This is a genomic window from Variovorax sp. LG9.2 (genome assembly GCF_035018885.1).
GTDB lineage: Bacteria > Pseudomonadota > Gammaproteobacteria > Burkholderiales > Burkholderiaceae_C > Variovorax.
In genome coordinates this window covers 19796-33117 of the sequence record NZ_JASJXB010000017.1, presented here as the reverse complement: position 1 = coordinate 33117, position 13322 = coordinate 19796, and the positions used below count along the sequence as shown (strand labels likewise).

The 13322-nt window shown below is 63.8% G+C and carries 9 protein-coding genes; 4 read left to right on the top strand and 5 right to left on the bottom strand.

All coding sequences use genetic code 11. The features are described 5' to 3' along the window. The first annotated feature begins 8 nt into the window (after nucleotides 1-8). Both QN413_RS17365 and QN413_RS17360 read left to right on the top strand, forming a co-directional pair. Nucleotides 9-1880, top strand: coding sequence for a potassium transporter Kup (locus QN413_RS17365; RefSeq protein WP_323497821.1), 1872 nt, complete (start codon nucleotides 9-11; stop codon nucleotides 1878-1880). Nucleotides 1881-2062: 182 nt separating this feature from the next. Further along, nucleotides 2063-4078 (top strand): serine protease, encoded by a 2016-nt coding sequence (locus tag QN413_RS17360; protein ID WP_323497820.1) that lies wholly within the window; start codon nucleotides 2063-2065, stop codon nucleotides 4076-4078. Nucleotides 4079-4081: 3 nt separating this feature from the next. Here QN413_RS17360 and QN413_RS17355 read toward each other — a convergent pair whose 3' ends face one another. Then, nucleotides 4082-4984 carry a polysaccharide deacetylase family protein gene (locus QN413_RS17355; RefSeq protein ID WP_323497819.1) on the bottom strand — a complete coding sequence of 301 codons (903 nt, stop codon included), beginning with the start codon at nucleotides 4982-4984 and terminating at the stop codon, nucleotides 4082-4084. Between the two features lie 67 nt (nucleotides 4985-5051). Between QN413_RS17355 and QN413_RS17350 the strand changes: the two genes are divergently transcribed. Both QN413_RS17350 and gshB read left to right on the top strand, forming a co-directional pair. Further along, on the top strand, nucleotides 5052-6356 hold the full coding sequence (locus tag QN413_RS17350) for a benzoate/H(+) symporter BenE family transporter (RefSeq protein ID WP_323497879.1): 1305 nt from the start codon (nucleotides 5052-5054) through the stop codon (nucleotides 6354-6356). Then, nucleotides 6356-7315, top strand: a complete 960-nt coding sequence (gene gshB / locus QN413_RS17345) for a glutathione synthase (protein WP_323497818.1) — start codon at nucleotides 6356-6358, stop codon at nucleotides 7313-7315. Before QN413_RS17350 ends, gshB begins: the two co-directional genes overlap by 1 nt. Here the strand turns inward: gshB and QN413_RS17340 are convergent. The 4 genes from QN413_RS17340 to QN413_RS17325 form a co-directional block, all read right to left on the bottom strand. Continuing rightward, complete coding sequence (locus QN413_RS17340; protein WP_323497817.1) at nucleotides 7312-8583, bottom strand: PepSY-associated TM helix domain-containing protein; 1272 nt, start codon at nucleotides 8581-8583, stop codon at nucleotides 7312-7314. The genes gshB and QN413_RS17340 overlap by 4 nt on opposite strands. 15 nt (nucleotides 8584-8598) lie before the next feature. Continuing rightward, the gene (locus tag QN413_RS17335) at nucleotides 8599-10809 is read right to left on the bottom strand and encodes a TonB-dependent receptor (RefSeq protein ID WP_323497816.1); all 2211 of its coding nucleotides are present in this window, start codon (nucleotides 10807-10809) and stop codon (nucleotides 8599-8601) included. A gap of 152 nt (nucleotides 10810-10961) precedes the next feature. Further along, nucleotides 10962-11729 carry a class II glutamine amidotransferase gene (locus QN413_RS17330; protein ID WP_323497815.1) on the bottom strand — a complete coding sequence of 256 codons (768 nt, stop codon included), beginning with the start codon at nucleotides 11727-11729 and terminating at the stop codon, nucleotides 10962-10964. Nucleotides 11730-11736: 7 nt separating this feature from the next. Continuing rightward, nucleotides 11737-13257, bottom strand: coding sequence for a DHA2 family efflux MFS transporter permease subunit (locus tag QN413_RS17325; RefSeq protein ID WP_323497814.1), 1521 nt, complete (start codon nucleotides 13255-13257; stop codon nucleotides 11737-11739). Nucleotides 13258-13322: the final 65 nt, after the last annotated feature.

Sequence of the window (13322 nt, the reverse complement as noted above, 5' to 3'; positions counted from 1 at the left end):
AGTGACGCATGCGCAGCAATGTCAAGTCTTCGGTTGCCGCGCTCACGCTCGGCGCCATCGGTGTCGTCTACGGCGACATCGGCACCTCTGTCCTGTATGCATTCAAGGAGGTTTTTGCGCACGGCCATGTTCCGCTGACGCGTGACAACGTTCTGGGCGTGCTGTCGATGTTTTTCTGGACATTGATGGTGGTGGTGTCCATCAAGTACGTCGCGCTCATCATGCGTGCCGACAACCACGGCGAGGGCGGGCTGATGGCGTTGCTCGCGCTGGCTTCGCAATCGGTGAAAGACAGGGAACGGCTGCGTGGGGCGTTGCTCTTGATCGGGGTGTTCGGTGTCGCGCTTTTTTTCGGCGATGGCGTGATCACTCCGGCGATCTCGGTGCTGTCGGCGGTCGAAGGGCTGGAGATCATCACACCCGCAGCTAAACCGTACGTCGTCCCCATCTCTCTCGTGGTGCTCACGGTGCTGTTCATGGCACAGAGACATGGAACCAGCGACCTCGGGCGCTTTTTCGGACCCATTACGATCTTGTGGTTTCTCGCTATTGCGGCCACCGGCGCAGCGCAAATCATTCGTGAGCCGGCGGTGCTCGCAGCGATCTGGCCCGGTCATGGTGTCCGCTTCGCCTTGGCAAATCACTCTATGGCGTTCATCACGCTCGGCGCAGTATTTTTGTGCGTCACCGGGGCCGAGGCGCTCTATGCCGACATGGGTCACTTCGGAAAATTCCCGATCCGGCTGGCGTGGTTCGCGCTCGTGATGCCGGCATTGGTGATCAACTATTTCGGGCAAGGCGCGCTCGTGATGCTGGACCCCAAGGCGGCCGAGAATCCGTTTTTCCTGATGACGCCTGAGTGGGCGCTGGTTCCCATGGTCGTCTTGGCGACTGCGGCCACGGTCATCGCTTCGCAGGCACTGATATCGGGCGCTTTTTCCGCCACCAAGCAGACGATCCAGCTCGGCTTCCTGCCCCGACTCACCATCCTGCACACGTCGGTGCGAGAAACCGGCCAGATTTATATCCCGGCCGTCAACTGGGCGCTGTATGCCGGCGTGGTGCTGGCTGTGAGCCTGTTCGGCTCGTCGTCTGCGCTCGCTGCGGCTTACGGTATTTCAGTCAGCCTCGTGATGGTGATCACGACTGCACTGACCTTCTTCGTGATCCGATACGGCTGGGGCTACCCACTGTGGTTGTGCGTCCTGACCACAGGCTTCTTCTTCGCGGTCGACCTCGTCTTCGTTGCCTCGAATTCGCTCAAGATCATGCAAGGCGGCTGGTTTCCACTGGTGATGGCGGCCGTCCTGTGCGTCGTACTGACCACGTGGAAAGAAGGCCGGCGCCTCATGGGCGTAGCACAGCGCAAAGATGCCCTCGAGCTCAAATCCTTTCTGGCTTCGGTGTTTTTGAACCGGCCGACGCGGGTCGAGGGGACCGCGGTGTTTCTCACAGCAGACCCGGGAGTCGTACCCAACGCGCTCCTGCACAACCTGAAGCACAACAAGGTGTTGCACGAGCAGAACCTGTTCGTCACGGTTCGCAACCACGAGGTGCCGTGGATACCGATGGACAAGCGCATCGAGATGGAGGCACTAGGGCATCACTGCTGGCAAGTCATCGTGCACTACGGCTTCAAGAACGACGTCGACCTGCCGCGTGCGCTCCAGCAGGCGCGCATGCGCGGTTGCCAGCTGGAGCCGATGGCGACGAGTTACTTTCTGTCGCGCGACGTGGTCATTCCCACCCTCGGCGGCGGCATGTCGCCGTGGCGCGAAAAGCTGTTTGCGCAGATGCACCACAACGCGAGTGGGGCAGCCGATTTTCTGGGTCTGCCGAACAATGCGGTGGTGGAGCTCGGGTCGAAGATCGAGATTTGAAGGCGTGTAGAAACCTTGTACGCAGTGGGTGTAGCACTTTGTAAGTATTGTGTAAATGTGCACTAAAGTCCATTTGCCGACTTCTTAGTTTTCGTTCCAGCGTCGGCTCACAGGTGAGGCGACTTTTGGCAACCAGTACGTCGGCTTTTGGGGTTCTGCGGCTAAGCCGCGGCGCGTTGGCTTTGGCTTTCGTCACCCTCGTCACGGCTTGCGGAGGTGGAAGCAGCAGCACAGGTGCCTCGGCTCCGAGCACTGTTTCCGTTGCCGGGTCCGGCACCGCCGTCGGCACAGCGACCAGCACGGGCGCCGGCATCAGCGTCGCGCCCGCCTCGTTCAGTTTGCAGGCTGCCTCGAAACCGGCGCCCGCCACGACGACCTCAGACGGTCCCATCGTCGCGCTTACACGCACTGCCGACATGCCGCAAGACGCTTCACCTGTGCGCAAGCGCACGCCTGGCGTCTCCGGGTCGCTCGCGTACGTGAACCTCGACGGCTTGAACGCCGAGAAAAGAGGTGTCGTCGCGCGAAAGACCCGAGTCGTTGCGAACGAATCCGCAGCCATACCCACGCAAGTCGGCCTGGGTCGCAACATCGATGCCACCGCTACAGAGGCCGCCACCGCGCAGGTCCTGGTGTGGAACGACTCTCCGGGAAAAGGGCGTATCGCCGCCATCCACTTCGCGACGCCTGACGCCAAGGGCGTGCGGCTCGGCGTGCGAATCACCAGTCTGCCGCTGGGCACGATGTTGCGGTTCTATGTCGCCGGCGGTAAGACAATGATCGAGGTCTCGGCGCAGCAGCTGCTCGCATCGATTCAGCGCAGCCTCGATGCCGGCGAAACAGGTGAGGCTGCACACACGTATTGGTCACCCGACCTGGGTGGCGAAGAAATTACACTGGAGATCGAGGTGCCCCCCGGCACTGACACGGCGCTGGTGCAGATCGCCATCCCGCGCTTGACCCACATGTTCGTCCAGGCCGATGCCCTGAGTGCCACCGGCACGCTCGGCAATGCGGCGGCTTGCACGCTCGACGTCAGTTGCACCCATGCCTACGACACCGAGAGCAAGTCGGTAGCTCGCATGACCTTCGTGAAAGACGGCGACGGCTACGCCTGCACCGGCACCCTGCTTAACGACAAGGCTTCGTCCGGCACGCCGTATTTTCTGAGTGCGTACCACTGCATCTCGACGCAAGCAGAAGCGTCGAGTCTCGTGACTGACTGGTTCTTTCATTCGTCGCAGTGCGGCAATGGCGTGCTGAGCGATGCCGCGCGAACTGTTTACGGTGGCGCCACGCTGTTGCTCGCCAACGCCGACACCGACACGTCTTTCATGGCGCTTGCCAGCACGCCACCGCCAGGCGCGGTGTACGCCGCATGGATTGCGACGCCGCCGCCGATCGGCAACGACGCCTTTGGGCTTCACCATCCACTAGCCGATCTGCAGAAGTACAGCACCGGCAAGGTGATCGACTACTTCTCGTGCATCGCACACACCACCGACGGCAACTGCACCTTTGCCACCGCTGCGCCTTCAACGGCGCGCTTCATCGAAGTGATGCTGGGCCAAGGCCCGGTGCAGCCAGGCAGCAGCGGATCGCCACTGTTCACGACATCGAACGGCACGAGCGTGCTGGTGGGTCAGTTGTTCGGCGGGGCGGCTTCGTGCACCAATGCGATCGCGGTGTACGGGCGCTTCGATGTCGCCTACAACGCGGGCATGTCGCAGTGGCTCAATGCGCCGGCGCACCCGCGCATCCCGATCTATCGGTTCTATAACACCGACACCTCTACGCATTTCTACACAGCCAGCGCGACCGAGCGCGACACCGTGCGCAACACCATGCCGAAGTACAACTACGAAGGCATTGCTTTCTACGCGTACCCCGATGGCGCCACCGGAGCGACGGCGCTGGAGCGCTTCTACAACACCAAGACCGGCGCACACTTCTACACGATCAGCGCAGACGAAGCGCAGAGCGTAAAGGCCAACAATCCGGCCTTCAACTACGAGGGCAAAGGCTGGTATGCCAACGTGGGCGCCACCACGGGTGCGACTGCCATGTACCGCTTCTACAACACGCGCACCGGTACGCACTTCTATACGACCAGTGCGGCAGAACGCGACTCCGTGCTGCAGAACTCTCCTTCCTACAACTACGACGGAATCGCCTACTACGCCTGGACTGCGCTCTAGGCTTTAGCTTTCCAGCGAATCCATATGCGCGACGATGGCCCCCGGCGTCGTGAACCAGATCTCTCCCCGATCGCGCGCGGCAGCCAGCGCTTCCAGCACCCGCCGCAAATGCCGCAGCCGATACGGCTGCCCGACGATGTAAGGGTGCAGCGCCACACCCATCACCAACGGCTGCGTGCGCGCCTGTTCGCGCATCTCGTCGAAGTTGTCGATCACCATCGTCGCGAAGTCTTTCGCGTCCATCTGGCGCGCGATGATCATCGGGATGTCGTTGAGTTCTTGCGGGTACGGCACGGCCCACAACGACTTGCCGCTGCGCGTGCGCATGCGTGTCGGCTGGTCGTCGTGGCACCAGTTGAGCGTGTAGGTGTAGCCGGTCTCGACGAGCAAGTCCGGCGTCACCGCGCTCTCCGATATCCAGGGCGACAGCCAGCCCGCGGGCGTGATGCCGCTCTCGCCGGCGATGCGGTCGCGACAGCGTTCGAGCAATGCGCGCTCACCGGCTTCGCTGTAATCGCCTTGTCGCTCCGCGTTGCTGTGGCCGTGGCCGATGAGCTCGTCGCCGCGCAGCTGCACCGCGCGCAGGAGTTCAGGGCAATGGTCGTACAGCGCAGTGTTGATCAGGGCCCCTGTCTGCAAGCCAAGCGAGTCGAACAGTTCGAGGCATCGCCACGCGCCGACGCGGTTGCCGTATTCGCGCCAGCCATGGTTCAGCACATCGGGCTCCGGTGACGGCGGTCCGATGCGGGCGCCCAGGCCATCACCAAAAGCGAAGTGCTCGAGGTTGAAGCCGAGGTAAACGGCGAGCCCGGCGCCGTTCGGCCAGCGGTAGTCGGGCCGCCGGGTGATCGGCGAATAGTCGAAGCGGTCGTGCGAGGGAAGCCTGTCGGGCCAGCGTGCGGTCATGCGGCGAGTTTGCAAGAGGCGGGCCACCTCCGCAAGGCAGGCCATGAACGCCGGGCACAATTCGCCGATGCGTTTTTTCAAGGACTTGAGCCTGTCGGCTTTCACGGCCGGCTTCGTCGCGGTGCTGGTCGGCTTCACCAGTTCCGTGGCCATCGTGTTCCAGGCCGCACAGGCCTTCGGCGCCACGCCCGCGATGATCACCTCGTGGATGTGGGCGTTGGGGCTCGGCATGGGTCTGTGCTCCGCGGTGCCTTCGTTGTATTGGCGCAAGCCGGTCATGATCGCTTGGAGTACGCCCGGCGCGGCGGTGCTGGCGGTGGCCGGCGTGGGCTACGGCATGAACGAGGCGGTCGGTGCCTTTATCGTCTGCGCGGTGCTCATCACGCTGGCCGGCGCGACCGGCTGGTTCGAGCGCGTGATGAACAAGATCCCGATGGCGATCGCCTCCGCGCTGCTTGCGGGTGTGCTGGCGCGCTTCGGCTTGCAGGCCTTCCTTGCGGCGCAGACCGCGCTGCCGCTCGTCTTGCTGATGCTGGCCGCCTACCTGCTGGCCAAGCGCTTTATGCCGCGCTATTCCGTGCCGCTGACGCTGCTCGTCGGCGTCGTCTATGCGGCGTCGCGCGGCCAGTTGGCCTGGTCGGCGGTGCACTTCGATATGGCCCTGCCGATCTTCACGATGCCGGTGTTTACCTGGCGCGCCGCGGTGAGCCTTGCGCTGCCCTTGTTCGTCGTCACGATGGCCTCGCAGAACCTGCCCGGCGTCGCGGCGATTCGTGCGGCCGGCTACGAACTGCCGATCAGCAAGCTCATCACGATCAGCGGAGTCGCCACGCTGGTGCTCGCGCCGTTCGGCGGCTATGCGCTCAACCTTAGCGCCATCACCGCGGCCATCTGCATGGGACCCGAGGCCCACGACGATCCGAAGCGGCGCTATACGGCGGCAGTGAGTTGCGGTGCGATTTACGTGGTGATCGGGCTCTTCGGTGCGGCGGTGGTCGGCGTGCTGACCGCGTTTCCGAAAGAGCTGGTCGCTGCCATCGCCGGGCTCGCATTGCTCGGCACCATCGGCGGTGGACTTGCCGCGGCGGTGCGCGACGAGTCGCATCGCGAGGCAGCGCTCATCACCTTTCTCGTCACGTTGTCGGGCGTCTCCGTGGCCGGCATCGGCTCGGCTTTCTGGGGTGTAGTGGCCGGCGCCATTGCGCTGGCCGCGCAGCAACTCGGTCGACGCAATCGTTACGACTCCGCTCAAAGCACCCTCAGCGCCGATACGACAAAAACCTCCGTTGGCAAGGCCATCGCACCCGGCGGCAAGATCGTGCCCAATGAACAGCAGGCGACCCGCAACGCGGCCGCCGGAAAGACCTTCTGATGCACAACATTCTCTTCGTCGCCGATCCGCTCGATGAATTTAAGATCTACAAGGACACCACTTTTTCGATGATGCGCGAGGCGCAACGGCGCGGACATCGCATCGCGGCGTGCCTGCCGCAAGACCTGCAATGGAAATCAGGTGGCGTGGTTACCGCCAACGTTCAGCAGATCACCCTCACCGGCGACGCCAAGGACTGGTATCGCGAAGACATCATCGAGACCAAGGCGCTCAAGGATTTCGACATCGTGGTGATGCGCAAAGATCCACCGTTCGATGCCGAGTACATCTACGCGACGCACCTGCTCGAGCAGGCCGAGCGTGAAGGCGCGCATGTGGTCAACACGCCGCGCGCGTTGCGCGACCACCCCGAAAAGCTCGCGATCATGGAGTTCCCGCAGTTCGTGACGCCGACGTTGGTCACGCGCAGTGCCGAGTCGGTGCGCGACTTTCATGCGGAGCACGGCGACATCATCCTGAAGCCGCTCGACGGCATGGGCGGCATGGGCATCTTCCGCGTGCGGCAAGACGCGATGAACCTCGGCTCCATCGTCGAGACGCTGAACAAGGGCGGCGCGGAAACCATCATGGTCCAGCGCTTCGTGCCGGAGATCACGCAGGGCGACAAGCGCATCCTGATCATCGCGGGCAAGCCGGCGCCCTTCGTGCTGGCGCGGATTCCGCAGGGCACAGAAGTGCGCGGCAATCTGGCGGCCGGTGGCAAGGGCGTGGCGCAACCGCTGACCGCGCGCAATCGAGAGATCGCAGAAGTCGTCGGCCGCACGCTCGCACCACGCGGTCTGCTGTTGATCGGCCTCGACGTGATCGGCGATTCAGTCACCGAGATCAACGTCACCAGCCCCACCTGCTTTCAGGAAATCACCGAACAAACCGGCTTCGACGTGCCGGCGATGTTCACCGATGCGCTGGAAGAATCAGTCAGCATCAAACGCAACTAGGCGCTGCTGGGAGCCACTGAGCCTCGGGGTGCGGTCTGTCGCGCACGCCGCTTGCGCGCCCAGATCACGATGCCGGTGATCGACAGCATGGCGACACCGAGGCCCATCGCCGACATCATGATGCGGCCCGGCAAGCCGAGGATGCGGCCGGAGTGCATCGGGAACTGCAGCTGCACGAACACGTCTGCGGCGGTGCCTTTCCATGGCACGTTCTGGCTCAACAGGCGACCGTCCATACCGTCGATGTAGAGGTTGCTCAGACCCATGCCGCCTTGTCCGTTTTCAGCGCCGGGCTTGAAGAACGACACGTTGTAGAAGCCGTAGCGTGCCTCGTAGTAGATGCCTCCCGGAGGCGTCGTCCAGCCTTGTCGCCGTGCCTCGGCCTCGGCGATGTCCACGACCTGTGCGAAACCCAGTGACGGCGTGATGGTGGTACCGAGCGGTGCCATGGTTCGCGTCTCGTAGGGACCGGGTGTCGTCTTCGACACCAGCGACAGCACGGGATAGAAGACTTCGCGGTACAGGTTGAGTGAAAACGAGGTGAAGGCGATCACGATGATGAACACCCAGGCCCAAAGCCCGCCCGCGCGGTGCAGATCGAAGTTGAGCCTGTAGCCACCGGCGCGCCACCGGATGGCCCATGCCGGTTGCCAGCGGCCCAGCCAGGTCGTCGGCTTGCGATGACGCGCCGCGTGCTTCGGCGCGTCGCGCGGCAGCTTCAGGCGACGCGGCGTGGTGATGTAGAGCGCCACGCAGCTGTCGATCAGCCACACCAGCGCCACCGTCCCCATGATCCAGTAGCCAATGCGATCGGTGCCCCAGATCGCGGGGATGTGCAGGCTGTAGTGCACCGTGCGCAGAAAGGGCATGAGGCTTTCGCGCGAGAGCGAGACGGCGGTCGAGTCGCGCTGGCCGACGACGTGTCCAGTGACCGGGTCGACGAAGACCTGGTTGTAGCCGAGCGAATAGGGCTGTCGCGTGGCAGCGTCGGTGCGTGGCTCGACGAAGAAGGCAGCGTTATGGCCTGCTTCGAGTCCGAGCGAAACGTAGCTGACTTTGGCGCGCGGATCGGCTGCTTCCACCGCCGCGGCCATTGCCATCGGGTCCTTGAAGGGTCCGCGGCTATCGGTGTCGTAGAGCGCGCTGTTGAGCCACTCGTCGAGTTCGTGATCCCATGATGTCACCGCGCCTGTGAGGCCGGAGACGATCAGAAAGAGCGCGACCGTGAGGCCCAGCCAGCGGTGAGTGACGGTAAAAAACGCGCGCACGGATCAGGCGTGTCCTTAGAAGTTGACCGTGCCGGTCAGGACGAACGTGCGTGGCTGGCCCAAGACGAGGTAGTTCGCGCCGGGATAGCCACCAGCCGATGCCCAATATGACTTGTTGAGCACGTTGTCCACACGTCCCCGGATCGTGAGCAATCGCCCGTTGCCGATGTCCATGAGATAGCGCGCACCGAGGTCCAGACGAGTCCATGACGGCAGCACTTGCGTGTTGGCAGCATCGGCGTACTGCTTGCCGGTCTGCAGCACGCGTGCATTCACCGAAAAGCCGTTGATGCCCGGCACGTCCCACTCGGCGCCCAAATTGATCTGGTGCTTCGGCACGCCGATCACGTCGTTGCCGTTGTTCGACGCGATTGCGCTGCGGCGCTGCTCTGCGTCGAGAAATGTGACGCCGCCCAGCAGGCGCAGGCCCTTCGTCGGTTCGCCGAACACCGACAGTTCGACGCCGCGATTGCGCTGCTCGCCATACGAGCCATAGGTCCCGTTCTGCAGGTAAGCGCTCGGCTTGCTCGTGCTGAAAAGTGCGACGCTGGCACCGATGTTGCCGCCGTCGTACTTGGCGCCAATTTCCTTTTGCTTCGACACATACGGTGCAAAGACCTGCCCCGCGTTGGTGACGCGCTGCCCGGTCGACGTGGTGGTCGGGGCGACGTCGCCCTTGATCAGGCCTTCGATGTAGTTGGCGTAGAGCGAAAGGCTTTTCATCGGCTTGAAGACGAAGCCGACCACGGGAGTCGTCTTGCTCTGGTCGTAGCCGTCGAGTCGCGAGCCTTTGTTGTAGTCGTACGTCGTGTCCTTGATCTTCTGGCGACGCGCACCGACGGTGAGCAGGACCGTGTCTTGCGCAAAAGACATGGTGTCGGCAACGGCGAAGCTCGACGTGTAGATCGATTCAGTCAGCCCCGGGTTGCTCAGCACGCCGCCGGTGAAGAAGGTCGCCGCCGGCGCGAACACCGCGGTCGGCCGGTAGATGTTGCTGTCGATTCCACTGAAGCCTGACAGCGCATAGGCATTGCGCGAGTCGGAACTCAAGGCCGCCGCCGAAGCCACCACCGTATGGCCGATGCTCCCGGTCTGGAACTTGCCGCGGATACCGATTTCGCCGGTGTTGACCTTGTCCTTGCGTGCGTTGTCGAAACGGTAGCCGGACGTATCGCCGAGCGCATCGATGATGCTCATTGGCGTGAGCGAATTGTCTTCGGTGCTGTGGCGCGTGCCGACCGCGGCCCAGGCCGTGACGTGCGAAGAAAGATCGACCTCGCCGCGCACCGTGCCGAATACGTCCCGGCTGTTCGAATAGGTCCAGGGCTGCGCGAAGTTGTTCTTCGCATCCGGTGCTTCGGGGATCGGCAGGTTAAAGACCGGCGTCACGCTCGGGCGAGGCGACTTCAGCTTGTCGTTCTGGTAGCCGACATCGGCCGACAGGCGCACGTTGCTGCTGTGCCAGTCGAGGCCGAGGCTGAGTGCGCTCAGCTGATGCTTTTCACCGTCGACGCCGTCGTCACCGCCATCGCGACGGGCAGCGTTCAGGCGAATGCCAGTTGCCTGGTCAGGCCCGAAGCGCCGGGCGATGTCTGCCGCCACGTAACCCTGCCCGCCGCTTTGCACGCCGACGGAAACCTCGCTCAGCGGCTCGTTCGGCGCCCGCTTGGGGAGTACGTTGATCAGCCCGCCGATGCCACCGCCGCCGACCGAACCCGCGCCTGCGCCGCTCAGAAACGCGTTGGCGCCGCGAAATACCTCGACGCGCTCGACGAATTCGGCTGCCATGTACTGACGCGGCACCAAGCCAAAGAGGCCGTTGTACGACACGTCGTCGGAGAACACCGGAAAGCCGCGAATGAAGTACGCCTGCTGGAAGTTGCCGAAGCCCCGCGCGGAGCGCACGGAGGCGTCGTTCAACAACACGTCGCCGATACTTTGCGCTTGCTGATTCGCGATCAGTTGCTGGGTGTAGGTCGTCGTGTTGAATGGCGTGTCCATCATGTCTTGCGCGCCCAGCACGCCGATCCGGCTGCCGCGTGCGACTTCGCCCCCAGCGAAGGGCTTGCTCAAGCCTTCGGCCGATGCGTCGGCACTGGCCTCGACCTTGATCGTCTCCAGCGTTTGCGGGGCGGCCGGCTGAGCCTGCGCAGCGGCGCTCAGGGCATGGATTGCCAGGGCACTGGCGATTGCGACAGCGCGCAGGGGGAAACGGGCGGGAGCCATGTGAGGTTCTGTTGTTGCAAATGAGAACCGTTATTGTTCATGAAAAATGTCCCTCTCGCGGTACTTTCATGCAGATTTGCTGTGAACGCCACACCGCCGGGTGCAACTCCGGATCGCTGCACGCCGGTCACTCGCCGATAACTCGCAGTCGACTATCCGCTTTGCGCCTGCCCGTCGACGAACACCTTGAGTTCCCCCGGCGCGAAAGCGGTCCACGCTTCGTTGGTCGTCAGTGGCGCCGTGACGACGATCGCCACCCGATCGGTCGGCGTGGTGTGCGCCGCGAAGTCGATCGCCAGATCGTCGTCCGACAACTGCGCCGAAACGAACGGATGCCGACGTTCGACGTACCAAAGGTTGGTCGACGCGTGCGCCCACAACGCCTGCCCGTTCGACAGCATGAAGTTGAAGGTGCCGTGCTTCGCCAATTGCGGCGCCAGCTCACGCAGCGTGAGCGTGAGCTCGTCGACGCTCGGCACACCGGCGTGCGACTTGGCCAGCTCCTGCATCAGCCAGCAGAACGCGTGCTCGCTGTCGGTGCTGCCCACCGGATGAAAGGCGCCGTGCAGCCGTGGCCTGAAATCCTTCAGGTCGCCGTTGTGCGCGAAGACCCAGTAGCGGCCCCACAACTCGCGCACGAAGGGGTGGCAATTCTGCAGATTGATGGCGCCCTGCGTCGCCTTGCGAATGTGCGAGACGACGTTCTGGCTCTTGATCGGATAGCGGCGAATCAGCTCGGCTACCGGTGAATCGCAGGCCGGTTGATGGTCGACGAAATGACGCAGACCACGGTCTTCGAAGAAGGCGATGCCCCAGCCGTCGGCGTGATGGTCGGTGCGGCCGCCGCGCTGCGCGAACCCCGCGAAGCTGAACGTCACGTCCGTGGGGGTGTTGCAGTTCATCCCGAGCAATTGGCACATGGCTGCATTAAACCGTTGTCGGCAGCGGCTTCTTCTGGCGCAACTGCAGCGCCGCCAGGATGGCCAGTGCGCACAGCCCTGCCAACATGGCAAAGGCCTCGTCGAAAGCCGCTATCCGCGCCACGCTGGTGGTCGGGTTGATGAGCGAGTCGCCATGCACCGCCAGACGCCACTCGAGCACGATGGCGCACAGGCTCACGCCGGTCGCGCCGCCCAGCATCCGCAAAAAGCTGATGGCGCTCGCGCCCTGCGGAATCAGCGGCTTGGCCAGCGGCCGCATCGATCCGATGTTGAGGGACGGCAGGATGAAGCCGAGGCCGATGCGCCCGATGGTCGCGAAGATCACCAGCAGCCAGATGCCGCTGTCGAGCCTGAGCACAATCATCAGCGCGAACGAAAGCGCCAGCAACGCCAGCCCGATGCTCACCAGCATCCACGTCGGCTGGCGATCGGCCAGGCGCCCGACCAGCGCGATGGTGATGGCCAGCACGATGCCGGCCGGCAGCATGATCGTGCCCACATGGGAGGCCGACAGCTGCAGTCCGAGCTGCATATACACCGGCAGCAGGTAGGTCGAGCCGAACAGCGCCGTGCCGTAGATGAAGGCCACCACGCTGCCCATCGCGAACTGTCGGTACTTGAATAGCGCCAGGTTCATCAGCGGCTCGCGACCCGAGGCCGACATCCGCCTTTGCCACCAGAGGAACGCTACAAACGCAAGACCGGCGCCGGCCAGCAGCAGCGTCGCGTGCAACGGCGAATCACCGCGCAGCGCGACCAGCCCGTTCAGCAGGCACAGCGTGCCGATCGTGCCCAGGCCGAGCCCACGCCAGTCGAGGTTGCCAGCGCGCGCAGCGACCACGCCGCCCGGTGCGGTGGTCGGCACGAATCGGTACGCCAGCGCGATCGACGCGATGCAGAACGGCACCACCATGAAGAAGATCGAGCGCCAGCCGAACAGGTCGACCAGCACGCCGCCGATGCTCGGACCGATCGCCGGCGCCAGCACCACGCCCATGCCGAAGAGGCCGCTCGCGCGCCCCTGTTCGTGTGGCTCGAAGGCGCGCAGGATGATGATGGCGGGGATCGGCTGCACCACGCCGGCGGCCAATCCTTCGACCACCCGCGCGACCAGCACCAGAGAGAAGTTGTTCGACAAACCGCCGGCCAGCCCGCCCAGCAAAAGCAGCACCATCGTGCCGACGTAGGTCGCGCGATAGCCATAGCGACCGAGCAGCCACGGCGTGGTCAGCATCGATACCGTCATCGCGACCATGAAGCCGGAACTCACCCACTGCGCTCGCTCCTGCCCGAGCGAAAAGTAATGGCTCATGCCCGGAATGGCCACGTTGACGATGGTCGACGACATGATCGACGCCATCGTGCCCACCATCACCGACAGCAGCAGATACCAACGGTAGCGATCGCCGTACCGGTCGCGCAAGCTGTGGATCGAAGGCGCCGCAGAAATCGGTGGCGAGTCGGCGGGCGGGCGGTCGGGGATCTGTGGAATCTTGGGGTCGGTCATTGGCGCGCGGATGGCCGCGGGGGTTCGGCCGTCCTACAAGGATATCGGCGTTTGAGCGCGTGTGC